The organism is Gilliamella sp. ESL0405, assembly GCF_019469205.1.
Classification (GTDB): Bacteria; Pseudomonadota; Gammaproteobacteria; order Enterobacterales; family Orbaceae; genus Gilliamella.
Genome location: NZ_CP048265.1, coordinates 1,642,854 through 1,667,639 on the forward strand (window position 1 = coordinate 1,642,854; position 24,786 = coordinate 1,667,639).

The 24,786-nt window shown below is 39.4% G+C and carries 16 protein-coding genes and 3 CRISPR repeat arrays; of the genes, 12 read left to right on the forward strand and 4 right to left on the reverse strand.

Annotated elements, in window-relative coordinates; translation table 11 throughout:
- Positions 1-507: 507 nt before the first annotated feature.
- A CRISPR array of direct repeats spans positions 508-775; the repeat unit is 28 nt; unit sequence TTTCTAAACGGCTTATGCAGCCGTGAAG.
- 578 nt (positions 776-1,353) lie between these two features.
- Positions 1,354-1,677 carry a hypothetical protein gene (locus GYM74_RS07265; RefSeq protein WP_220217561.1) on the forward strand — a complete coding sequence of 108 codons (324 nt, stop codon included), beginning with the start codon at positions 1,354-1,356 and terminating at the stop codon, positions 1,675-1,677.
- 1,018 nt (positions 1,678-2,695) lie between these two features.
- Here the strand turns inward: GYM74_RS07265 and GYM74_RS07270 are convergent.
- Complete coding sequence (locus GYM74_RS07270) at positions 2,696-3,178, reverse strand: glycine zipper 2TM domain-containing protein (protein WP_220217562.1); 483 nt, start codon at positions 3,176-3,178, stop codon at positions 2,696-2,698.
- Between the two features lie 167 nt (positions 3,179-3,345).
- On the opposite strand from GYM74_RS07270, the gene GYM74_RS07275 reads away from it, so the two are divergent.
- From GYM74_RS07275 to pgm, 3 genes are all read left to right on the forward strand, one after another.
- Positions 3,346-3,531 carry a hypothetical protein gene (locus tag GYM74_RS07275; protein WP_220217563.1) on the forward strand — a complete coding sequence of 62 codons (186 nt, stop codon included), beginning with the start codon at positions 3,346-3,348 and terminating at the stop codon, positions 3,529-3,531.
- A 21-nt stretch (positions 3,532-3,552) separates the two neighbouring features.
- The gene (locus GYM74_RS07280) at positions 3,553-4,056 is read left to right on the forward strand and encodes a hypothetical protein (RefSeq protein ID WP_220217564.1); all 504 of its coding nucleotides are present in this window, start codon (positions 3,553-3,555) and stop codon (positions 4,054-4,056) included.
- 91 nt (positions 4,057-4,147) lie between these two features.
- On the forward strand, positions 4,148-5,785 hold the full coding sequence (gene pgm / locus GYM74_RS07285; protein WP_220217565.1) for a phosphoglucomutase (alpha-D-glucose-1,6-bisphosphate-dependent): 1,638 nt from the start codon (positions 4,148-4,150) through the stop codon (positions 5,783-5,785).
- Positions 5,786-7,066: 1,281 nt separating this feature from the next.
- Here the strand turns inward: pgm and guaB are convergent.
- From guaB to ubiG, 3 genes are all read right to left on the reverse strand, one after another.
- Positions 7,067-8,533 carry an IMP dehydrogenase gene (gene guaB, locus GYM74_RS07290; protein WP_220217566.1) on the reverse strand — a complete coding sequence of 489 codons (1,467 nt, stop codon included), beginning with the start codon at positions 8,531-8,533 and terminating at the stop codon, positions 7,067-7,069.
- A gap of 367 nt (positions 8,534-8,900) precedes the next feature.
- Positions 8,901-9,528: direct repeats of the CRISPR family, unit length 28 nt; unit sequence TTTCTAAACGGCTTATGCAGCCGTGAAG.
- 619 nt (positions 9,529-10,147) lie between these two features.
- Positions 10,148-10,534: direct repeats of the CRISPR family, unit length 28 nt; unit sequence TTTCTAAACAGCTTATGCAGCTGTAAAG.
- A gap of 499 nt (positions 10,535-11,033) precedes the next feature.
- On the reverse strand, positions 11,034-12,356 hold the full coding sequence (gene gntT, locus GYM74_RS07295; RefSeq protein ID WP_220217567.1) for a gluconate transporter: 1,323 nt from the start codon (positions 12,354-12,356) through the stop codon (positions 11,034-11,036).
- Positions 12,357-12,603: 247 nt separating this feature from the next.
- Entirely contained in the window at positions 12,604-13,308 is a 705-nt protein-coding gene (gene ubiG / locus GYM74_RS07300) for a bifunctional 2-polyprenyl-6-hydroxyphenol methylase/3-demethylubiquinol 3-O-methyltransferase UbiG (protein ID WP_220217568.1), read from the reverse strand.
- Between the two features lie 678 nt (positions 13,309-13,986).
- Here ubiG and GYM74_RS07305 point away from each other — a divergent pair.
- The 8 genes from GYM74_RS07305 (at position 13,987) to GYM74_RS07340 (ending at position 24,638) form a co-directional block, all read left to right on the forward strand.
- On the forward strand, positions 13,987-15,351 hold the full coding sequence (locus GYM74_RS07305) for a sodium-dependent transporter (protein WP_220217569.1): 1,365 nt from the start codon (positions 13,987-13,989) through the stop codon (positions 15,349-15,351).
- Positions 15,352-15,629: 278 nt separating this feature from the next.
- A complete protein-coding gene (gene htpG / locus GYM74_RS07310) occupies positions 15,630-17,504 on the forward strand; it encodes a molecular chaperone HtpG (RefSeq protein WP_220217570.1) in 1,875 nt (624 codons plus the stop codon).
- A 178-nt stretch (positions 17,505-17,682) separates the two neighbouring features.
- Positions 17,683-18,525 (forward strand): BglG family transcription antiterminator LicT, encoded by an 843-nt coding sequence (licT, locus tag GYM74_RS07315; protein WP_220217571.1) that lies wholly within the window; start codon positions 17,683-17,685, stop codon positions 18,523-18,525.
- A gap of 192 nt (positions 18,526-18,717) precedes the next feature.
- The gene (locus GYM74_RS07320; RefSeq protein ID WP_220217572.1) at positions 18,718-20,643 is read left to right on the forward strand and encodes a beta-glucoside-specific PTS transporter subunit IIABC; all 1,926 of its coding nucleotides are present in this window, start codon (positions 18,718-18,720) and stop codon (positions 20,641-20,643) included.
- A gap of 3 nt (positions 20,644-20,646) precedes the next feature.
- On the forward strand, positions 20,647-22,038 hold the full coding sequence (locus GYM74_RS07325) for a glycoside hydrolase family 1 protein (RefSeq protein WP_220217573.1): 1,392 nt from the start codon (positions 20,647-20,649) through the stop codon (positions 22,036-22,038).
- Between the two features lie 98 nt (positions 22,039-22,136).
- Positions 22,137-22,331 carry a hypothetical protein gene (locus GYM74_RS07330; protein ID WP_220217574.1) on the forward strand — a complete coding sequence of 65 codons (195 nt, stop codon included), beginning with the start codon at positions 22,137-22,139 and terminating at the stop codon, positions 22,329-22,331.
- A 189-nt stretch (positions 22,332-22,520) separates the two neighbouring features.
- Positions 22,521-23,858 carry an OprD family outer membrane porin gene (locus GYM74_RS07335; RefSeq protein ID WP_220217575.1) on the forward strand — a complete coding sequence of 446 codons (1,338 nt, stop codon included), beginning with the start codon at positions 22,521-22,523 and terminating at the stop codon, positions 23,856-23,858.
- A 15-nt stretch (positions 23,859-23,873) separates the two neighbouring features.
- Positions 23,874-24,638, forward strand: a complete 765-nt coding sequence (locus GYM74_RS07340; protein ID WP_220217576.1) for a histidine phosphatase family protein — start codon at positions 23,874-23,876, stop codon at positions 24,636-24,638.
- The last annotated feature ends 148 nt before the right edge of the window (positions 24,639-24,786 follow it).

A 24,786-nucleotide genomic window follows, 5' to 3' on the forward strand; every position in this document is an offset into this window, starting at 1 on the left:
TTAGCTAAAAAAAAGGGTTTAAAAAGTTTGTATTTTGAACTCCATTACTTTTTTCAAACGGCTTACCATGACCTTCCACAAAAACAAACAAGTGCACCAACCCGCACCTTCACAAAGCGCCGACAACTGAGCGAGGTTAGCACGCCAAACAAGGATGTTTGGCGAGGCGCTGCTTTGTCAGGAACAAATCAGCGCCGGTGCGTTAAGACCGAACGAAGGCGGAGGGCAGTCGAAGACCGCTTTGGGTGGTGCTGCGAGGGGGTTATTAGGGGGATTTCGCATAAAATCCCCCTAATTCGGACGCTGACACCGTAATGAAAATATCAACCAATTAACAGCGTCCGAAACCTGCGGATTAAAAACCCGCAACTTACAAAGAAAGTAAAAACCTTGTCAAAAACTTTCAGAAAATATAGGTGTTTAAGCAAAAAACAAAGCGTTGACAAGAACTTCCAGAAAACACCCACGTTTAAGTATAAAAACAAAAGTTTTAGATATTTCAAAAATATCCTAAACCCCTTATGCAGCCGTGAAGTGAAAAAAATCTATCGCACGAAGGTGATTGCTTTTCTAAACGGCTTATGCAGCCGTGAAGGCATAATCTATCCTATAGCGTGCTCTTTAAAATTTCTAAACGGCTTATGCAGCCGTGAAGGCGCAGCGAACGTGCATCGCTCGAAGACGTATTTTCTAAACGGCTTATGCAGCCGTGAAGCGGAAATTTTAAATTTGTCAGCGGTGCTTAGATTTCTAAACGGCTTATGCAGCCGTGAAGTAGAATCTCACATACTATAAACACCGTTTATAAAAACATAAAGGGCAATTTTAGGTTTAAAAACCCTTTTTTTTAGCGCCTTTACAATATATTGATTTTTAATGGTTTTATTTTTAGCAAAAAAAAAGGGGTTATAAAGTTTCTATTTTGAACTCCACTACTATTTCTAAACGGCTTATCGTTGCCTTTCCCAAAAGCAAACAAATGCACCAGACCGCACCTTCACAAAGCGCCGACAACTGAGCGAGGTTAGCACGCCAAACAAGGATGTTTGGCGAGGCGCTGCTTTGTCCGGAACAAATCAGCGCCGGTGCGTTAAGGCCGAACGAAGGCGGAGGGCAGTCGAAGACCGCTTTGGGTGGTGCTGCGAGGGGGTTATTAGGGGGATTTCGCACTAAATCCCCCTAATTCGGACGCTGACAGCAAAATGAAAATATCAACCAATTAACAGCGTCCGAAACCTACGGACTAAAAACTCGCAACTTTTAGAAAAATAAAAACTTTGTAAAAAACTTTCAGAAAATATAGGTGTTTAAGCAAAAACACAAAGCGTTGACAAGAACTTTCAGAAAACACCCATGTTTAAGTATAAAAACAAAAGTTTTAGATATTTCAAAAATATCCTAAACCCCTTTTGCAGCCATAAAAGGCTCTATCTTACGACAGATACATACGATTTTTTTTTAAGCGGCTTATGCAGCCGTGAAGCTAAAAATTTACAAGCGGTAACTGATTTACTTTTTCTAAACGGCTTATGCAGCCGTGAAGTGAACACGGACGAAAAACCCCTGCTGCTGGCTTTTCTAAACGGCTTATGCAGCCGTGAAGGTTCAGCAATGAATAAACTTGCATGTTGGTTTTTTCTAAACGGCTTATGCAGCCGTGAAGTTAAAGAGGGTTAAACCCCTAAATATATAACTTTCTAAACGGCTTATGCAGCCGTGAAGTAGAATCTCACATACTATAAACACCGTTTATAAAAACATAAAGGACAATTTTAGGTTTAAAAACCCTTTTTTCTAACACTTTTACAATGTATTGATTTTTAATGGTTTTATTTTTAGCTAAAAAAAAGGGTTTAAAAAGTTAGTATTTTAAACTCCACTACTTTTTTCAAACGGCTTACTATTACCTTTCGCAAAAACAAACAAGTGCACTAGATCGCACCTTCACAAAGCGCCGACAACTGAGCGATGTTAGCACGCCAAACAAGGATGTTTGGCGAGGCGCTGCTTTGTCCGGAACAAATCAGCGCCGGTGCGTTAAGACCGAACGAAGGCGGAGGGCAGTCGAAGACCGCTTTGGGCGGTGCTGCGAGGGGGTCATTAGGGGGATTTCGCACTAAATCCCCCTAATTCGGACGCAGACTCCGAAATGAAAATATCAACCAATTAACAGCGTCCGAAACCTACGGACTAAAAACCCGCAACTTTTAGAAAAATAAAAACCTTGTCAAAAACTTTCAGAAAATATAGATGTTTAAGCAAAAACACAAACCACTGACAAGAACTTTCAGAAAACACCCACGTTTCAGTATAAAAACAAAAGTTTTAGATATTTCAAAAATATCCTAAACCCCTTATTAAGCCTTAAAGTGCTCTATCTTACGGCAGAAACATACGACTTTTTTCTAAACAGCTTATGCAGCCGTGAAGTGCGACCAGTCATGACTTCGGTTGCAAGTCTTTTTCTAAACGGCTTATGTAGCTGTAAAGAAAACAGAATTAAATTGATTAAATTTAGGGATTTTCTAAAAAGCTTATGCAGCTGTAAAGGATAATTCCACTCCAGCGCATCAACGGGTAGTGTCTAAACGGCTTTGTAAGCCTTGCGGTGATTAGATAGGATAGCGTGTGACTGAGAAGCTTTCGCTCGAGGATAAAAGAGCGAAAGCTATTTTACATGATAGTTAAAAATAGATTAATCGTAACGCGGAGAGGCGCTAATACGTTTACCGTTAGTAACTAAACGAACAGGTTGCCCGACGTAGAAATTTTTAACCGAGCCTTTTTGTATAATAACAATATTGGAATCACTATTTTTAGGTCTAATCTCTAATTCAACTGCATTTGCTTGATTTGCTTTATTTTCAATGGCATTACCCACTACCGCACCGCCGATAGCACCGGTTGCTGTTGCTAAAACACGACCTGTACCACCACCAACAGTATTACCTAAAACACCACCAAGCACAGCACCACCAAGCGCACCGATTACATTTTGATTGTTACCGTTTGAATTTGCTTGAATTTTAACCGCTCTTACCGAAACAACTGTACCATAACTGACATGTTGAACTTGTTTGGCTTGATCTGCTGTGTAAACATCGCCAGAATAGATATCACTATTGCTACATCCTGTAATTATTGTAGCTAAAATAGTTAGCGCGATGATCTTTTTCATATTGAATTCCTCATATAGATTGAGATTATTTTTTTATAACATCATAAGGATAATATTGTTTTATCAAAACAACAACATGATTTTCATTATTTTAGCATTCGACAATACAATTTATGGCTAACTTGAGTTATACTCGTTTAATAGTTTATCTACCATACAATAAGTATATGAAACGGTTATTTTTTCAAATAGTATTATCGGTTATGATAACCGCCTGTCACGAAGTTAATGAAAAGCAGACAAATAAAGAGGCAACAATTGCTGAGCCACCCAGCTCAGATTGTTTAAATGATAAACCAGCAAACCATTTAGATCTGAACAACCTTCCAGTAGAAAGTTGTCCGGTTAACTAATTTAATAGGCATATGTAACTAATGAAGACTATCGAAATCGACGAAGAACTATACCAATTTATTGCAGGTCAAACTAAACATATTGGCGAAGATGCATCGAGTATTTTACGGCGTTTATTGAATATCAATCAAACTTCACCGGCTAAACAAAATCAACTATCGAATTCAGATAATCACTATCCTATATTCAATAATTTATTGACTAGTGAAACGTTTACCAACGAAAAATCAATTATTAGTCGCTTTTTATTATTATTAGGTGCGCTTTATAACTACAACCCCGCACTCTTTGCAATTGCAGCAACCTCTTTACACGGCAGCAAAAGACAATATTTGGCTAAAGACAAAGAGTCATTAGAAACATCGGGAAAAAATACCAAACCACGAGAAATCGTCGGTACTCCTTATTGGGTTATCAGTAATACCAATACGGCTAGAAAAATTTATATTATTGAATCAATCATGAGTGATATGGGCATATCAGAAAACATGATTAATCAAGTTATTAATGTTTTTTTACCCTAAAATGAAAGGCTAAAAGCACTCTATCGAGTTGTTCACTGTTTGACAGGTTTAGCAAAATATAAAAATACTATATATGAAAAAGGAGTATAAAATGGCAAAGCAAAGCCGCGCGGGATTACTAGCTGAAGCTTCTGACCTTATTAATGTTGAAACTTTAAAAAATAACTATTATCAGATCAAACCGGATACGGATGATGCTAGCCAATTAGTTATTTTTGGAACATCTGGTCATCGTGGTAGTTCTAATAAAGGGACGTTTAACGAAGCCCACATTTTAGCCGTTGCCCAAGCAATTGCCGAATATCGCAAAGCCAATAATATCACAGGGCCTTGCTTTATTGGTCAAGATAGCCATGCTTTGTCTGAACTTGCTTTAAAAAGTGTACTTGAAGTATTTGTTGCCAATGAACAAACAGTGGTTATGGCTCGTGATTGGGGTTATACGCCAACGCCGGTTATTTCACACGCAATTTTAACTTACAATCAAGGCCGAACAGCGCAACTTGCTGACGGTATTGTCATTACGCCTTCCCACAATCCACCGGAAGACGGCGGGATAAAATATAATCCAACCAATGGTGGACCAGCCGATACCGACATCACCAAACAGATCGAAAATCGAGCGAATGAATTACTCAAAAGCCAATTAAACGGCGTTAAACGTGTCAGCTTAGAAAAGGCGCTGAATTCAGATTATCTTCACACCAAAGAGTACGAGACCGATTATATTAATGATCTGGAAAATATCGTTGATATGTCATTAATTCAATCCTCTTCGCTACGTATTGGTGTTGACCCGCTAGGTGGCGCAAGCGTCACTTATTGGCCACGCATTGCTGAAAAATATGGCATCAATCTGGATATCGTTAATGATAAAGTCGATCCAACCTTTAGCTTTATGCATCTTGATCATGACGAAGTCATCAGAATGGATTGTTCAAGCCGTTGGGCAATGGCTGGCTTACTGAAGTTAAAAGATCAATTTGACCTCGCCTTTGGTAATGATACCGATTCGGATCGACATGGCATTGTTACGCCAAAAGGCTTGATGAATCCAAATGCCTACCTTTCAGCGTGTGTGAATTATCTATTTCAAAACCGCCCGCAATGGCATAAAGATATCGCTATCGGTAAAACCTTAGTCACCAGCTCAATGATTGATCGGGTGGCAAATAGCTTACATAAAACCTATTTAGAGTATCCGGTTGGTTTTAAATGGTATGCTGACGGACTGTATAACGGTCAGTTAGGCTTCGCCGGTGAAGAGAGTGCGGGCGCATCATTTTTACGCACTAACGGTAAAGTTTGGGCGACCGATAAAGACGGTATTATTTTATGCTTACTAGCAGCAGAAATGACAGCAAAAACCGGTAAAAATCCACAAGAGCAATACCAAACTCTGGAAGATAAATTTGGTGTCTCTTATTACGGTCGAATTCAAGCTCCGGCAACCTTTAGCGAAAAACAAAAGTTATCTAAACTTGATGCAAGCCAATTAACCACCGATACCTTAGCGGGTGAAAAAATCACGCAATGTTTAACAACTGCGCCGGCTAACAATGCACCGATTGGCGGACTGAAAGTGATGACAGAAAACGGCTGGTTTGCCGCTCGCCCGTCTGGCACCGAAGATGCTTATAAAATTTATACTGAAAGCTTTATCAGTAATGAGCACTTAGCAACGTTGCAGGAAGAAGCACAGGAAATTGTCGCTAAAGCGATTAAGTAGCACCGCCTAAAGCGGTCTTGCGACCGCCCTCAGCCTTCGTTCAGTCTTAACGCACCGGCGCTGATTTGTTCATGACAAAGCAGCGCCTTGCTAAACATCTTTGTTTGGGTTGTGTTTTTTACTTAAACACCTATGTTTTCTGAAACTTTTTGACAAGGATTTTTACTTTCTTCGAAAGTTGCAGGTTTTTAGTCCGCAGGTTTCGGACGCTATTAATTTGTCGATATTTTCATTACGGCGTCTGCGTCCGAATTAGGGGGATTTTGTGCGAAATCCCCCTAATAACCCCCTCGCAGCACCACCCAAAGCGGTCTGGCGACTGCCCTCCGCCTTCGTTCGGTTTTGACGCACCGGCGCTGATTTGTTCCTGACAAAGCAGCGCCTCGCCAAACATCCTTGTTTGGCGTGCTAACCTCTCTCAGTTGTCGGCGCTTTGTGAAGGTGCAATCTGGTGCACTTGTTTGCTTTTGTGATATGCAACGATTTGGGTTAGTAAATAGTTTAAAAATCTCTTAGACTTTTGTTTTTATACTGAAATGTAGGTGTTTTCTGAAACTTTTTGTCAATGTTTTGTGTTTTTACCTAAACACCTATATTTTCTGAAACTTCTTTACAAGGTTTTATACTTTAATTGAAAGTTACAGGTTTTTGGTTTGTAGGTTTCGGACGCTGTGAATTAGTCGATATTTTCATTACGGTGTCTGCGTCCGAATTAGGGGGATTTTGTGCGAAATCCCCCTAATAACCCCCTCACAGCACCGCCCAAAGCGGTCTTCGACTCCCCTCCGCCTTCGTTCGGTTTTGACGCACCGGCGCTGATTTGTTCCTGACAAAGCAGCGCCTCGCCAAACATCCTTGTTTGGCGTGCTAACCTCACTTAGTTGTCGGCGCTTTGTGAAGGTGCAATCTGGTGCACTTGTCTGTTTTTGAGGAAGGGAATGGTATGGGTTTTGGGATATTTTGGAAATATCTAAAACTTTTGTTTTTATACTAAAACACAGGTGTTTTCTGAAACTTTTTGACAAGGCTTTGTGTTTTTGCTTAAACACCTATATTTTCTGAAAGTTTTTGACAAGGATTTTCGTTAATACCAACTTGACTATTATTCTTCTGTTTGGGGAGTTTTGAGTAAATTAGGTGTTTTAGTATTTTGGGAATGCTGTTGGGATCTATTTAACAAGATTAAAAACTGATTTTTTACTAAAACGCGGGTATTCTCTGAAACTTCTTAACAAAAAGCAAATCCATTTGGATTTGCTTTTGTGGTTTAAAGTGTGCTTATTAAGCACCAGCACGGTAATTAGGTGGCTCTTTGGTGATGAGAACATCATGTACATGGCTCTCTTTCATACCAGCACCTGTGATGCGATAGAATTTTGATTGTGTACGTAGGGCTTCTATCGTTGCACAACCGGTTAAGCCCATGCAAGAACGTAAGCCGCCCATTTGTTGATGTATGATCTCTTTTAACATGCCTTTATAAGCAATGCGCCCTTCTATCCCTTCTGGTACTAATTTATCGGCTGCATTGTCGGATTGGAAATAGCGGTCAGATGAGCCTTTTGCCATTGCGCCAAGTGATCCCATACCCCGATAAGATTTATAAGCACGACCTTGAAATAGTTCGATTTCGCCCGGTGCTTCTTCAGTGCCGGCAAACATTGAGCCAACCATAACGCACGATGCGCCGGCGGCAATGGCTTTTGCAATATCACCGGAAAAACGGATACCGCCATCGGCAATCACAGGAATATTATATTTTTGAGCCATTCCTACCGCATCCATAATGGCACTTATTTGAGGCACCCCAACACCTGTGACGATACGGGTAGTACAAATTGAACCGGGACCAATACCCACTTTAACCGCACTTACGCCAGCTTCAATTAATGCTTTAGCCCCTTCAGCAGTTGCCACATTGCCCCCGATAATTTGTAAATCAGGGAAAGCTTGTCGAGTTTGACGGATACGCTCTAAGACCCCTTCTGAATGCCCGTGTGAGGAATCAATCAACAACACATCAACCCCTGCTTCAACTAATGCCGCAATTCGCTCTTCATTACCGGCACCAGCACCAACCGCTGCGCCAACACGTAAACGACCTTTCTCGTCTTTACAAGCATTTGGTTTTTGTTCAGCTTTATTATAGTCTTTAACTGTGATCATACCTTTTAAATGGAATTTATCATCCACCACCAGTACTTTTTCAACCCGATGTTCATGCATTTTTTTAAGCACGATTTCACGCTTTTCACCCTCTTTAACCGTAACTAAACGCTCTTTTGGCGTCATAACTGCGGTTACTGGTAAAGAGAGATCGGTAGCAAATCGCACATCACGAGCAGTAATAATCCCGACTAACTCTTGCGACTGCGTAATCACCGGAAAACCGGCAAAGCCATACTCTTTTGCCAGATCGATAACTTGCTTAATGGTTGCAGTTGGAAGAACTGAGACCGGATCTTGCACAATCCCGCTTTCATGTTTTTTAACTCGCCTAACATGATTAGCTTGCGCCTCGATCGGCATATTTTTATGAATAAAACCAATACCACCTTCTTGCGCTAAGGCAATGGCTAAATCAGATTCAGTAACCGTATCCATCGCTGCTGACAGCATCGGAATATTTAATCTAATGGTTTGGGTAAGCTCAGTGCTGATATCAGCAGTATTGGGTAAAACAGTTGAATGAGCAGGAACTAATAAAACATCATCGAACGTGAGGGCTTCTTTTACTATACGAGACATGACAATATTCACCATTGAGTTGAATTGTTGATAAAATATTGCCGAAGCATTCTACCTATCTTTCCATTAAAAGACTAGCAAAATTTAGTAATAATGATTGACTCATCACCATTCAACTGAATAAAGCAGCTATTTATCGAAAAACAGAACAAATAATCACTATTAAAAAGACGCATCACCACATCGATAAAAAAACCAATAAGGCATTAAGTAAACAAGATGTTTAGGCATAAAATTAAAAAATCTCGTCAAGAAATTTCAGAAAATATAATTGATTAAGAAAAAAACTCAAAACATTGACAAAAAGTTTCAGAAAACACCTACGTTTAAGTATAAAAACAAAAGTTTTAGATATTTTCAAATATATATCCTAAACCTTTTATGCAGCGTAAAAGAGTTGCTCCAGCGTGGGGGGAAAGCGTGGGCATTTCTAAACGGCTTATGCAGCCGTGAAGGCGAACTATACAGAAAAATTACTTTTTCTAGATTTCTAAACGGCTTATGCAGCCGTGAAGGAGGATAGACATACATAACTAAATCAGGATTGTTTCTAAACGGCTTATGCAGCCGTGAAGGTATTGTTCGAGTGAGTGTTTTATTAACGGAGTTTCTAAACGGCTTATGCAGCCGTGAAGTATTCTGGTAGACAGTTCATAAGAACTTACAGTTTCTAAACGGCTTATGCAGCCGTGAAGATAGAAATACCCGTTCTTCCTATGTTGCGTCCTTTCTAAACGGCTTATGCAGCCGTGAAGCTGATGACTGGTTACATTTTGATTTAGCGCTATTTCTAAACGGCTTATGCAGCCGTGAAGTTGCAAATGCTGAATTTGAAATGATTTCAGGTTTTCTAAACGGCTTATGCAGCCGTGAAGTCTGCATAGAACCGCATCTACTACTACGGGCTTTTCTAAACGGCTTATGCAGCCGTGAAGGCTGAAAAAAATATTAAATAATAAAGCCAACATTTCTAAACGGCTTATGCAGCCGTGAAGTAGAATCCCACATACTATAAACATCGTTGATAAAAACATAAAGGACAATTTTAGGTTTAAAAACCCTTTTTTTTAACGCTTTTACAATACATTGATTTTTAATAGTTTTATTTTTAGCTAAAAAAAAGGGTTTAAAAAGTTTGTATTTTGAACTTCATTACTAATTCTAAACTATTAACCATTACCTTTCCCAAAAGCAAACAAGTGCACCAGACCGCACCTTCACAAAGCGCCGACAACTGAGAGAGGTTAGCACGCCAAACAGGGATGTTTGGCGAGGCGCTGCTTTGTCCGGAACAAATCAGCGCCGGTGCGTTAAGACCGAACGAAGGCGGAGGGCAGTCGAAGACCGCTTTGGGCGGTGCTGCGAGGGGGTCATTAGGGGGATTTCGCACTAAATCCCCCTAATTCGGACGCTGACACCGTAATGAAAATATCAACCTATTAACAGCGTCCGAAACTTGCAGATCAAAAACATGCAACTTTTATAAAAGTAAAAACCTTGTCAAAAAGTTTCAGAAAATATAGGTGTTTAAGCAAAAACACAAAACATTGCCAAAAACTTTCAGAAAACACCTACGTTTTAGTATAAAGCAAAAGTTTTAGATATTTCAAAAATATCCTAACCCCCTTATTAAGCCTTAAAGCGCTCTATCTTACGGCAGAAACATACGACTGTTTTCTAAACAGCTTATCCAGCTTTAAAGGATCTAACAACAGAAAAAACTTCACGAGAATTTTCTAAACAGCTTATGCAGCTGTAAAGGTACGGGCAGGACTTTGCCCGAAGTGGTGATCTTTCTAAACAGCTTATGCAGCTGTAAAGATTGGTACGGCGTTAACGCTGTGAATGCGGTTTTTCTAAACAGCTTATGCAGCTGTAAAGAATTGCTACGACTTTAGCCATTTTTGATAAATTTTCTAAACAGCTTATGCAGCTGTAAAGACTGAATAATCAATATCATTATATACCTCGCGTTTCTAAACAGCTTATGCAGCTGTAAAGTAGAATCTCACATACTATAAACATCGTTTATAAAAACATAAAGAGCAATTTTAGTTTTAAAAACCCTTTTTTTTAACGCTTTTACAATACATTGATTTTTAATAGTTTTATTTTTAGCTAAAAAAAAGGGTTTAAAAAGTTTGTATTTTGAACTTCATTACTAATTCTAAACTATTAACCATTACCTTTCCCAAAAGCAAACAAGTGCACCAGACCGCACCTTCACAAAGCGCCGACAACTGAGAGAGGTTAGCACGCCAAACAGGGATGTTTGGCGAGGCGCTGCTTTGTCCGGAACAAATCAGCGCCGGTGCGTTAAGACCGAACGAAGGCGGAGGGCAGTCGAAGACCGCTTTGGGTGGTGCTGCGAGGGGGTTATTAGGGGGATTTCGCACCAAATCCCCCTAATTCGGACGCAGACACCGAATTGAATATATCAACCAATTACAGCGTCCGAAACCTGCGGACTAAAAACCTACACTATTGAAGATCTAAATTATTAAATAAACATCTCAATAATTAAACACCCAACTAATCCGCAAACCGAAATCACCGTTTCTAATAAAGACCATGACTTCATCGTTTCGGTAATGCTTAAATTAAAATACTCTTTAAACAGCCAAAAACCCGGATCATTAACATGTGAAAACACCACACTACCGGCGCCGGTGGCAATTACCATAAGTTCAGGGCTGACGCCGCTAGTCGCAATTAACGGAAACACAATCCCGCCAGCAGTTAAAGCCGCAACCGTTGCCGATCCCAACGCTAAACGCAGTAATGCCGCAATTAACCATGCCATAATTAGCGGTGAAACAGTCGATGAGTGCATCATCTGCTCGATATAAACTTTGACACCACTATCAACCAATACTTGTTTAAAAGCACCGCCACCGCCAATAATTAACAGCATCATGGCGATAATTTTAATCGAATCGACAATTGTTGTATTGATCTCAGCCATGGAGCGTCCACGCAAAAGACCAAATGTGAATACCGCAACTAACACCGATATCAGCGTGGCAATCACCGGATCACCAAAAAACTCTACATAAGGTAAAATGACGTTTCCTTTAGCAAGCGTCATTTCACAAACTGCCCGGATCGACATTAATATCACCGGAATTAATGCCGTAAACACGCTGACACTAAAACTTGGCATTTGCTCGTCGGTAAATTGACGAGAATTGTATAACCCTTCTTCAATAGGATGATTAATGGCTCGAATAAACGGCAATTTTGCCAACATCGGGCCAGCTAAAATAACCGTTGGAATACCGATAATTGTGCCGTAAAGTAAGGTGCGCCCCATGTCGGCTTTGAAGATTTCAGCGATCGCCGTTGGCCCCGGATGTGGCGGTAAAAATCCATGGGTGACCGATAACGCAGCCGCCATTGGAATACCAATATAAAGCGGTGAAATGCGCAGCGTAGCGGCAATGGTTAACACTAAAGGTAATAATAAGACAAAACCGACTTCGTAAAAAAGCGCAAAGCCCACGATAAAGCCAGTAAGGGTGACTGCCCATTGAATCTTTTTGTCACCAAAGGTTGCAATAAGCGTGGTTGCGATTCGTTGTGCACCACCACAATCGGCCAAAAGTTTACCGAGCATGGCGCCAAATCCCATAATCAACGCCAGGCTACCTAACGTTCCCCCTACGCCATTTTTTATGGATTTGACCACTTCCATTACCGGCATCCCTTCGAGCACACCAACACTCAGTGCAACCAAAATTAATGCAATAAAACCATTAAGGCGAAGTGGGAGCATTAAAATAAGTAATAGTGCCACTCCTATGGCAATAATAATTAACGGCATATTTTATTCCTCTAAAAAAACAATGCTATGTTTCAGGTAACAGCGTTATGATTAAGATAGCGTTTAGTTAACCGATATTTAACCGTTTAATTAACCTTTTGCATATCATTAATGCGTTTTTAACTTGCGCTATTGTGATTGAACAGTTAAAAAACGCATGTTATCGGTAACTTTGGCGATTATAGAGGAAATTAAGAAAAATTTTAGAAAAAAACATTAAAATGAGAATTAGATCACACTTTTAATATTATTCTGATTTTTGCGCCATTAAGATGTAATTTACATCAACATTCGATCCCAACTTAAATTGGTTGCTCAGTAAATGGTACTCCATACCAATGATATCTTTAACCGTTAATCCCGCCTGCTCAACCCAAAGCATTAATTCAGACGGACGAATAAATCGATTAAAATCATGGGTACCTTTCGGCACTAATCGGGCTAAATATTCAGCACCATAAATCATCAGCAATTTAGCTTTATTGTTACGATTAATGGTGGATAAAAAGAGTTTGCCATGCGGTTTAAGTAATTTGGCGCAGGCATCGATAATTGATGCAGGATCGGGCACATGTTCAAGCATCTCCATACAAGTGATAATGTCATAGCTTGCGCTGTAGTGCTCAGCATGCGCTTCAACCGTCTGTTTTAAATAATCAATAGTTAATCCATTTTGCTCAGCATGCACTTTGGCAACATTTAAAGACTCATCAGCCAGATCGATAGCGGTGACTTGTGCGCCCAACTTAGCAAGACTTTCCGACAAGATGCCACCACCACACCCCACATCTAATACCTTTTTACCATTGAGCAACTGGCATTGTTGCAGTAAATAATCAACACGTAATGGATTAATGATATGCAACGGTTTACATTGCCCATTTGGATCCCACCATTGTGCGGCTAATTGTGAAAATTTATTGATTTCGTTTATATCGATATTTTGTGACATGTTTGGCGTTAATAAAGTTTGAAAACTGGATTTTACTATATGCTAACTACGATTGATTATCAATAAAATCACAAACATTGTCATCTTTTTATCGACAAAAAAATCTTCTTAATCTAATAGGTTGAATGGTGTACAATTTAGCATTAAAAAATAAACAATAATTGATAAAGCGGGTATCAATAAAAGGAATTGGAAGAATGTTTATCACGCTAAAATCCGATCGACGTATGTTAATGAAAATAGCGAAAATACCATTTTTAGGGGACGCTGTTTTGATGTTAATTGCGACATTTCCATTCTTTGTTTTAATGGTAGTCAATGCATTTTTAGCGCTCGGTTATGAAAATCTTGAAAAGAGTAAAATGTACGTGGTATTCGGTATTTATAACATCATTTTGACTTTCTTTTTTAAAATCAGAATCAGCATTTTCTTTTGCCCATGCTGGTTCTTTTTTACCTTTTACGGTTTATTAAATATTCTCAAAACGCTCCAATAGACCATCTGCTACATTTTAATATTGAGTTACATTTCAGCTAAATTTTTAAACAACTAAAATTCATCGCTATAATGATTTCTTGTGAATAGCCTAATTTCATGGCATGATTAAAAGTTTTTAATTAATACATAATTTAACTAAACGCAAATTAAACTATTTAATAAGAATCAAAGGAAAATTCATGAGTACAGGTACTATGAAGAAAAGTCACTCACAGTGGAGCTCACGCATGGGATTCATGCTTGCAGCGGCAGGCTCTGCGGTGGGGTTAGGTAATATTTGGAAATTTCCCTATATGGCAGGTCAAATGGGTGGTTCAGCTTTTGTACTCACCTATTTACTTTTCATGTTTATTATTGGCATGCCTATTTTAGTTCTAGAATGGCTCATCGGTCGTCGAGGGCAAAAAAACCCAATCCATACTATGGAAGATGTTGCGGTTTCTGAAGGTCATTCAAAATCTTGGCGTTGGGTTGGTATAATTGGCGTTCTCGGTTCATTTTTAATTTTATCATTCTACAGTGTAATTGGTGGTTGGGCGACTGACTATATTGTGTTAGCAGCAAAAGGCACTTTTGAAGGCGTCAATGGCAAAACAACAGCGCTGATATTCGATAATTTCAAAGCTGATGTCGGTAGCCTTTTAACATGGCATACAGTATTTATGTTTGCGACCGCCTTTATCGTCGCCTTAGGCGTTGGTGCCGGCTTAGAACGTGGCTGTAAACTAATGATGCCAGGCTTAGGTATTTTACTGTTAGTACTCGTGGGTTATGCTATCTATGCTAGTGGTCCTGCATTTTATAAAGCGTGTGACTTCCTGTTTACCCCTAACTGGTCGGCCTTAAACGGCACCGCAATTTTAGCGGCCTTAGGCCATGCATTTTTCAGCTTATCACTAGGTATGGGCATTATGATGGCGTATGGTTCTTATCTTGGTAAAGATGTCGATTTATTATCAACAGCCCGAACAGTGGTGATACTCGATGTCGTTGTTGCGGTATTATCCGGAATAGCCATCTTCCCATTGGTTTTTGCCAACGGTTTAGAGCCTGCCGCTGGACCAGGTCTTATCTTCGTTACACTACCGATCGCCTTTGGTAATATGATTGGCGGCACCGTTTTAGGTATTTTATTCTTTATCTTTTTAACCTTTGCGGCGTTAACCTCTTCGATTTCACTACTTGAACCAACGGTCGAATTATTGGAAGAAAAAACCCATATGGGACGCAAAACGGCAACCATTGTCATCAGTATCCTGATTTGGGCGCTGGGTATTGCTTGTATCCTATCATTTAATAAATGGGCTGATGTGAAATTCTTTGATAAAAACATTTTTGATTCACTTGATTACCTCACCAGTAAAATCATGTTACCTATTACCGGTTTAGGTACGGTGATTTTTGGTGCTTATATGATGAAACAAAAACGCATCCAAGAAGAGTTAAACTTAACTAATTTCTGGTTTAAAATTTGGCGAATGTTAACCTCAATTGTTATCCCTATCGCAATTGTTGCTATTCTTGTTTTTGGATTACAACATTAATCAAATCTAAACACAATATTAAAAGCCTTGTACTATACAAGGCTTTTTTTATGCCGGCGATTTAACAAAAAAACATCAACCAGTTAACAATATTGATTTACCGCTATTGAAAACATTCATTTTATTCCCATATAACAATACAACAATAAATCAAATCATTATATCAATGTTAATCATTTAACATAGCTTACGGCGAGTAAGATTGTCTTTTTGTTGTCACAATCAGTTTTCGCCTAATTGTTATTTGAGACTATTAATTTTAATTGAGGTACTAGTTAATGAGTAAGCAAGGAACAGAAACACGAGGCTTTCAATCCGAAGTTAAACAGATTCTCCATTTAATGATTCACTCTTTATATTCCAATAAAGAGATTTTTTTAAGAGAATTAATATCCAATGCATCGGATGCGGCTGACAAACTACGTTTTAAAGCGCTGGAAAACCCAAATCTTTATGCCGGTGATGCTGATCTCGGTGTTCGAATTTGGACAAATCAAGAGGCCGGCACCTTAACCATTTCTGACAATGGTATCGGGATGACCCGTGATGAAGTCATCGAAAATCTAGGCACCATTGCCAAATCAGGCACCAAAGCATTTTTAGAATCTATCGGCAGTGATCAAGCCAAAGACAGCCAATTAATCGGTCAATTTGGGGTTGGCTTTTACTCCGCCTTTATTGTGGCTGATAAAGTGACTGTAAAAACCCGCGCTGCAACCGCACAAGCTGATGAAGCAGTGATGTGGGAGTCTACCGGTGAAGGCGAATATACCCTATCTGATACCACTAAAGACACTCGTGGTACAGAGATCACCTTACATTTAAAAGCTGATGAAAAAGAGTTTTTAGAAGATTGGCGTTTACGCTCAATTATCAGTAAATATTCTGATCACATCTCATTATCTGTCGAAGTTCAAACGACCGATGAAGAGAGCAAAGAAGTAAAATGGGAAAAAGTCAATAAAGCGCAAGCGCTTTGGACACGTAGCAAATCAGAAATTACCGATGATGAATATAAAGAGTTTTATAAACACTTGTCACACGATTTTGCCGATCCACTAAGTTGGAGCCACAACCGTGTAGAAGGTAAACAAGAATATACCAGCTTACTTTATATCCCGGCAAATGCACCATGGGACATGTGGAATCGAGATAATAAACACGGATTAAAACTTTATGTGCAACGTGTTTTCATTATGGATGATGCTGAACAATTTATGCCTAATTACTTACGTTTTGTGAAAGGCTTAATTGATTCAAATGATCTACCGTTAAACGTATCACGTGAAATATTGCAAGATAACAAAGTAACGCAAAGTTTACGTAATGCCTGTACCAAACGTGTATTACAAATGCTAGAAAAATTAGCTAAAGACGATCAGGAAAAATATCAAAAATTCTGGGGTGAATTTGGCTTAGTGTTAAAAGAAGGTACCGGTGAAGACTTCACCAACCGTGAAGCAATTGCTAAATTATTACGTTTTGCCTCAACGCACAACGACAGCGATGCGCAAACAGTCAGTTTAGAGAACTACATCAGCCGCATGCAAGACGGTCAAGACAAGATTTACTATATTACCGCTGACAGCTACGGCGCAGCAAAGAATAGTCCTCATCTTGAATTATTCAACAAAAAAGGCATTGAAGTATTACTGCTTTCTGATCGTGTTGATGAGTGGATGATGAGTAATTTAACTGAATTTGACGGAAAACAATTCCAATCAATCAGTAAATCAGACGAATCTATCGAAAAACTTGCTGATCAAAATAGTGAAGATCAAAAAGAAGTTGAAAAAGAGTTAGCGCCATTTATTGAACGGGTTAAAAACGTTTTAGGTAATAAAGTTAAAGAGGTGAAATTAACCCACCGCTTAACCAATACCCCAGCAATTGTGACCACAAGTGCTGATGAAATGTCGACTCAAATGGCAAAATTACTAGCCTCAGCCGGCCAAAAAGCACCTGAGATCAACTACACGTTTGAAATTAATCCTGATCATAAATTGGTGAAACGAATTGCCGACACGCAAGATGAAACAGCGTTTAATGATTGGATCGAACTATTGTTAGATCAAGCACTACTGGCCGAAAAAGGCTCACTAAATGATCCAAGTAAATTTATTCAAACGATGAATAAACTCCTTGCGCAATAATCTTTGCAAATATCAGCCCGATGCCGTTAACGGTATCGGGTTTTTTGTTAGCTTTTTTTTGAAATAAGCAACAAAATTTCACTAAAAATATGACACCTATCACATTTTTTCAATTTTTTACTTCCTATTTTTTGCTCACTATACATAATACCGATATAGAAAAAACAAGCAGCAGTGTATGAAAGTTCATAAAATTCTTAATAATAATGTCGTTGTTACGTTAGATGCGAAGGGTAATGAACTCATCGTTACCGGTCGTGGCGTGGGTTTTAAAAAGCGAGAAGGCGACTTAATTGATAGTGATTTGATTGAAAAACAGTTCTCATTAACCAATAACGAAACCCTCCCCCGATTTGCTGAATTACTCTCTGAAATTCCCATTGAAATATTAACAACAACAGAAGTGATTATTAATCATGCAAAGCAGTTATTAGAAGGCAAACTGCAAGATAGTATCTATATTTCACTCACCGATCATATCCATTTTGCCATAGAACGACATAAACAAGGGTTTGATATCCCAAATAGTTTTTTATGGGAAACCAAAAAACTCTACCCTAAAGAGTTTCAAATCGGTTTATATGCATTATCAGTGATAAAACAACGATTAAATGTCGATTTACCGGAAGACGAAGCCGGCTTTATTACCTTTCATATTATCAATGCACAGCTCAATGACACCATGCCCAACATTGTTAAAATGACCAAAATCATGCGTGAAATTTTAAACATTGTAAAATATCACTTTCAGTTTGAGTATGATGAAGATTGTCTGTCCTATCAGCGGTTTATCACTCATTTGAAATTCTTTTCACATCGCATACTGAGCCAAACCGAACACCCCGAACAAGACGCCTCGCTATATGAATTAATTCGAAAAAAATACGAACAAGCTTACCAATGCACTAAACAAATTGATCTGCATTTAATCCAACACTATTCACATCCCCTTAGCGATGACGAAAGTTTATATCTAACCATTCATATCGAAAGACTGCGCAATGAATTAAAAAAAACATAATGTGATATAAATCACAATTTCCAAAACACAATATCGGAATTAATACCTAGGTCGCAAAATTTATGTTAGCCTAAATACATCAGTTTTTGGATTGTTATTGCAAAATAGAATGATTCTACTTTGCAAGCAAAACCTAGCTTCCTTGAATAAAAGGGAGCTGGGTTTTTTTTTGCATAAAAATAAGGATAAGGTATGAAAAACAGAGCACTTGCCGAATCAATCATTAACCAAATCGGTGGCAAAGACAATATTATCAGCCTGGTACACTGCGCTACTCGACTAAGATTTGTCTTAAAAGATGAAAGCCTGGCCGATGCCGATACATTAAAAAAACAAAACGGCATTATAACGGTTGTTCAAAGTGGCGGACAATTTCAAGTTGTGATTGGCAATAACGTTGCAGATGTATTTAATGACATTATGCAACTGACCAACTTAAACGACAAAAATAATGAGCAAGCTTCCTCAAAACAAAAAACAGGACTATTTTCTAAACTAATCGATTTAGTATCGGGGATCTTTATTCCGGTGCTGGTAGTATTAGTTGCCGGCGGGATATTAAAAGGTCTATTATCGGTTTTGCTTATCAGCAATATCGTGCAGGAAAATACCTCAACGTATCAATTTTTATTTGCAATAAGTGACGCCCCTTTATATTACCTACCGATTATTTTAGGATTTTCGGCGGTGAAAAAATTTGGTGGTAACCCTTACGTGGGTATGGCAATTGGTGGTGCCCTCATCCACCCAACCATAGCCAGCATGATGCCGGCAGGTGCATTTTCATTAAATACTGAACTATTCGCCATTCCGATTAAGCTTATTCCTTACGCGTCATCTGTCTTTCCAATAATTTTAGCTGCATGGTTCTATTCACTCTTAGAACGCAATTTTAATAAAATTATGCATGACTCGTTTAAAAAGTTTATTGCGCCACTACTGGGCATTATCATCACTGTGCCACTCACCTTTGCGGTAATTGGACCTTTGGTGACTTACGTCAGTAATCTTATTGCCGACGGCATTATCTTTGTTTATGGACTGAACTCGATTATAGCCTCAATGATTTTAGCGGCAATATGGCAAGTTATGGTTATTTTCGGCATTCATTGGGGACTGGTTCCATTTGCCTTAAATAACCTTGCCGTTTATCAAGAAGATTTTATGTTACCAATCTTATTCCCAGCAGTATTTGCCCAAGTCGGTGCTGTGTTAGCGGTGATGTTACGTGCCAAAGACAAACAATTTAAAGCATTAGCCAGCTCTTCGGTCTTATCGGGCATCTTTGGTGTGACTGAGCCGGCTATTTACGGGGTTAACCTGCCGTTAAAAAGACCGTTTATCATCGGTTGTTTATGCGCCGTTGTCGGTGGTGGCATTGTCGGTTACTACCACAGTGTGATTTACTCCTTTAGCTTTATTAATATCTTTTCATTCTTACAACTGATCCCTAAAACTGGCATTAATGAGCAATTTTATGCCGTGGTCATTGGTTGTGTGCTGTCATTTACTTTAGCCTTAATTGTGACCTATCTATTTGGTATTCCTAAAGATAAATCGATCTTACAAGATGCAAATAGTGAGAATGAAAACACAGATAATGCGCACGCTAATAACACCAGTCAACACAGCCATGCACAAGCGAGCGCCAATGCAACCACCATTTTTAGCCCGTTAACCGGCAACATTTTGCCTTTAAGCGAAGTGAACGATCCAACCTTTGCAGGCGAATTAATGGGTAAAGGTATCGCAATAGAGCCAACGGTTGGACAAGCGCTCGCCCCGGACGACGGTGAAGTCGTTTCGCTATTTAGAACTAAACACGCTATTGGTTTACAAACCCAAAGTGGCGCTGAAATATTGATTCATATTGGTATTGATACCGTTAAATTAGACGGTCAACATTTTCAATCGCATGTCCAAGCAGGTGATAAAGTCAAAAAAGGTGATCTATTAGTCAGCTTCGATATTGAGGCCATAAAAAAAGCCGGATTTGCCATGACTACACCAATCATTATTACCAATACAGATAATTATCAAGATATCTTTTGCATGACAGAGCAAAGCAACATTGAAAGTGGTGACGCATTACTAGCATTAATCGCAAATAAGGAGTAAAACATGTCAACAACGTTTCCTAACGATTTTCTTTGGGGGGGCGCAATTGCCGCCAATCAAGTGGAAGGTGCTTATCGTCAAGACGGTAAAGGTCTATCAACGTCCGACTGTACACCAAACGGCTTATTTGGCGAAATAATCGATCGCAATCAGCATCAGATCAACAGCATAAAAGATACAGCGATTGATTTTTATCATCGCTATCCGGAAGATATAGCGCTATTTGCTGAAATGGGCTTTAGCTGCTTACGAGTATCTATTGCATGGACGCGGATATTTCCTAACGGGGATGAACAACAGCCAAACGAACAAGGTTTAGCTTTTTATGACAAATTATTTGACGAAATGGCTAAACACAACATCCAACCATTAGTCACACTATCGCATTATGAAATGCCTTATCACTTAGTCACGCAATATGGTGGTTGGGGTAATCGGCAAGTGATTGAATTTTTCACCCATTATGCCAAAGTTGTATTTGAACGCTATAAAGACAAAGTCAAATACTGGTTAACCTTCAACGAAATTAACATGTCATTGCACGAACCGTTTACCGGCGTGGGCTTAGATCGTAACAGCAGTAAACAGCAAATCTATCAAGCCATTCATCATCAACTGGTGGCCAGTGGACGGGCGGTAAAATTGTGTCATCAAATCATACCGGATGCCAAAATCGGCAACATGTTATTAGGCGCTGTCGCCTACCCGCTTACCCCGAAACCTGAAGATGTATGGGCAGCTCATCAAGAAAACCACGGCTGGCTATTTTTTGGTGATGTTCAAGTCCGTGGTTACTATCCAACCTACATGCATCGTTACTTTAAACAAAACAGTATTGAGTTAACCATTACTGAGCAAGATGCTCAAGATCTCAAAAACACTGTCGATTTTGTCTCATTTAGCTATTACATGAGTTGCTGTGCAACGGCGGATCCGTCGCTTAAAACCAAAGGTAATATTTTAGATATGGTACCGAATCCTTATCTAAAAGCATCTGAATGGGGTTGGCAGATCGATCCTGTCGGCATTCGCTATCTATTAAATATGCTCTATGAACGTTATCAAAAACCGCTTTTTATTGTGGAAAACGGATTAGGCGCAAAAGACAAATTAGAAACCGACGGCACCATAAACGATGATTATCGTATTAACTATATGAATGATCATTTAGTTCAAATCCGTGAAGCTATTGAAGACGGTGTCGAGGTCATGGGTTACACCAGTTGGGGACCAATTGATCTAATTAGTGCATCTAAAGCCGAAGTGACAAAACGTTACGGTTTTATTTATGTTGATCTTAACCAAGACGGCACCGGATCTTTAAAACGATATAAGAAAAGAAGTTTTTACTGGTACAAATCGGTCATTGCATCAAAAGGAGCGGTACTAAAATAACACTAGCCCGATAGCCTAAGTTATGGGCTATCGGCTTACCAATCTTTTTCGCATCAAGCGCAAAGGATCGAAAAATTAAACCGGATGAATAAATTGTTATGGAACAACAAACCGAAAGCCGATCGATAGCTGCTTTAAATAACGCCAAAAGGGGAAATACCAGCGACTTGCAGATTATCGAAAGCTTGAAAGTACAGACAAAGATTAGGAAGTCGCATCATCCGGTTATTTACCAGCAATGGGCAAATGCAGCAAGTTTAGCGCCGATGATCTCAATCGATCATAGCGACTAAAAAACGTTGCATTAAACACTCGTTAACATAAGGCAAGAACAGACAAAAAACAGGTAAACACATCGCACGAATCAATTTTATCTTGAATGATGACTGCACTTAGCAGATAACACCTTAATCCTAACTTAAGGAGTTAGCCCTCTCACAAGTTGGCATTTAGGTTTATTTTAGGAAACAAGGACAAAGGATATGACGACAAAACTGAAATACCTACCACTGGCACTTTTAAGCCTACTGAGCTGTTCAGTACTGGCCAATGACGTAAGTTCATCAGCCGGTATGTTCGATAATCACTTTTTTAACGATAGCAAGCTCGATTTTTCCACCCGTAATCATTGGAAATACTTAAAAGAGAACGCATCCCAACCCAAAGAAGTTCACAGCGCTTGGGGGCAAGCATTTACCCTCAATTATAAATCGGGATACCTATTTGATACCCTAGGTTTTGATGTCACTTATGACAATGTGATAAAACTTGGCGCAAGTGACTACTTTGCCACCCGTAATTTACTGTATAACGACGGCAAAGGCTACAGCAAACATAACGCCCACGGATTTAATAAATTCACCCAGCGCTATATCAAAATCAAACTGGGAAATGACAACATCAAATTCAACGGTAAAGTTGGCTGGCAAAGTTTAAAAGATCTGGGCATTATCAGCTCATCCCAGCATTTAACTCGTAACAGCTACCTCGGTTACAGTGGGATTTTTAACGTTGACAAGCTCGCTTTCTCATTTGCTCGGATTAACAGTGCCTTTCCCCGTGAATCAGCCCAAAAACTGCATTTTATGAGTAATGATCGCAAAAGTGTCATCGACCATATCTCAACGGCTGAAATCGCTTATCAAGATAGCACCACAAAAATCGACTACTCATATGGTGTCGCTAAAGACTATTTAAGACGTCATGCTATTGAGCTAACTTACAAGCCAACCAACAAATTAACCTTAGGCTCGCAGTTATACGGTAGTTATGCTTTAAAAAATTATGATGCCATGTCAAAAAGCAAAAAAGAGTTTGAAGATCACGCATGGCACTATGCCGCCGATGCCCAATGGAAAGAAGATGATTGGAGCGTCAAACTCGGTCTGGCTTATACCGATGCCAACAAACATAATGCAATTGGCTTTTACGGTCGACATCTAGGCAAAAATACCCGTGGACGCTTTAACGGACTTGCCGCCGCCGGGGCTGATTATATGCGAGATGGCGAACTGGTATTATCAGCGGTATTAGGTTACGACTTTGTGCAAGATAACACTACCGGTTTGTATATGAATTACGGCAGATTTAACTATAAACACCAAACCCTAAAAAACGGTGAAATTAACGTCTTTAATATCTTTAAACCGACCAGTGGCACTTTCAAAAACTTATCGATTTTAGCTAAAGCAGGTTATGGCTGGTCATACAAAACAATCAGCAGTTCTGATGTCACCCCAAAACTCAGAGACGGCAAAGCACAACGCTCACCAACGCTATCGGCTGAAACCGTGATTGATTATCGATTTAATTTATTTTAAGAAAAGGATGAAAGTATGAAAAAAATTATCAAACTTATCAGTATTGTCGTTGTGGCAGCCTCTTTAGCATCGCAAGCCTTTGCGCAAGAGGTCAACTTATATTTTACTCGTCATGGTAAAACAATGTTTAACAACGTACATCGTGCTCAAGGCTGGTCTGACACACCATTAACCAAACCGGGGATTGAAGTAGCACAGCAACTTGGACGCGGATTAGGCGATATGAAATTTATTGCAGTTTACTCAAGCGATCTAGGACGAGCAAGACAAACTGCCCGCATCATTTTAGAAACCAAAGGCGATCCGATAAACATAAACGAAATGGAAGCACTACGAGAAACCTGTTTTGGTGACTTCGAAGGTGATCTCGATCCCAACATGTGGACGCCCGCTGCTCAGCATTTAGGCTACGAATCGGATAAAGCGTTAATGGAAGATTTTGGTAAAGGAAAAATCACCTTAAACAAAATGATGGATGCCATTGCAGCAGTTGAAAAATCCGGCGAAGCGGAAAATTACAATAAAGTCAAAACACGTATGCAAACCGCATTAAAAGCTATTGCAAAACAAGCACAAGCGCAAGGCGGTGGTAACGTATTAGTTGTGACTCATGGCATGGCGATCATGGCAATGGTCGAAGAGATGCAAGACCAACCGATTACCGCCGGATTAGGTAACGCCAGTGTGACCAAAATTCGCTACACCGACGACGGTAAATTTATCGTAGAAAGTTTAGGCGACATGAGCTACGTAGAAAAAGGCAAAACCTTAAGCAAGTAAAAAGTACAATAACCAATGGCTCACACCAGTGAGTCATTGACTTATCAGCCAAAACCGCCGAACTCTCACCACCAATAAAATCGCAGACCGCATACTTTTCTTATTGCACTCATATTATGCTGGATAATAAAAGCGTTTATTGATTATT

Bases quoted from the DNA above. Each gene is read 5' to 3' on its own strand.
- GYM74_RS07265 (WP_220217561.1), top strand. From the start codon at position 1,354: ATGTTTAAGTATAAAAACAAAAGTTTTAGATATTTCAAAAATATCCTA.
- GYM74_RS07270 (WP_220217562.1), bottom strand. From the start codon at position 3,178: ATGAAAAAGATCATCGCGCTAACTATTTTAGCTACAATAATTACAGGA.
- GYM74_RS07275 (WP_220217563.1), top strand. From the start codon at position 3,346: ATGAAACGGTTATTTTTTCAAATAGTATTATCGGTTATGATAACCGCC.
- GYM74_RS07280 (WP_220217564.1), top strand. From the start codon at position 3,553: ATGAAGACTATCGAAATCGACGAAGAACTATACCAATTTATTGCAGGT.
- pgm (WP_220217565.1), top strand. From the start codon at position 4,148: ATGGCAAAGCAAAGCCGCGCGGGATTACTAGCTGAAGCTTCTGACCTT.
- guaB (WP_220217566.1), bottom strand. From the start codon at position 8,533: ATGTCTCGTATAGTAAAAGAAGCCCTCACGTTCGATGATGTTTTATTA.
- gntT (WP_220217567.1), bottom strand. From the start codon at position 12,356: ATGCCGTTAATTATTATTGCCATAGGAGTGGCACTATTACTTATTTTA.
- ubiG (WP_220217568.1), bottom strand. From the start codon at position 13,308: ATGTCACAAAATATCGATATAAACGAAATCAATAAATTTTCACAATTA.
- GYM74_RS07305 (WP_220217569.1), top strand. From the start codon at position 13,987: ATGAGTACAGGTACTATGAAGAAAAGTCACTCACAGTGGAGCTCACGC.
- htpG (WP_220217570.1), top strand. From the start codon at position 15,630: ATGAGTAAGCAAGGAACAGAAACACGAGGCTTTCAATCCGAAGTTAAA.
- licT (WP_220217571.1), top strand. From the start codon at position 17,683: ATGAAAGTTCATAAAATTCTTAATAATAATGTCGTTGTTACGTTAGAT.
- GYM74_RS07320 (WP_220217572.1), top strand. From the start codon at position 18,718: ATGAAAAACAGAGCACTTGCCGAATCAATCATTAACCAAATCGGTGGC.
- GYM74_RS07325 (WP_220217573.1), top strand. From the start codon at position 20,647: ATGTCAACAACGTTTCCTAACGATTTTCTTTGGGGGGGCGCAATTGCC.
- GYM74_RS07330 (WP_220217574.1), top strand. From the start codon at position 22,137: ATGGAACAACAAACCGAAAGCCGATCGATAGCTGCTTTAAATAACGCC.
- GYM74_RS07335 (WP_220217575.1), top strand. From the start codon at position 22,521: ATGACGACAAAACTGAAATACCTACCACTGGCACTTTTAAGCCTACTG.
- GYM74_RS07340 (WP_220217576.1), top strand. From the start codon at position 23,874: ATGAAAAAAATTATCAAACTTATCAGTATTGTCGTTGTGGCAGCCTCT.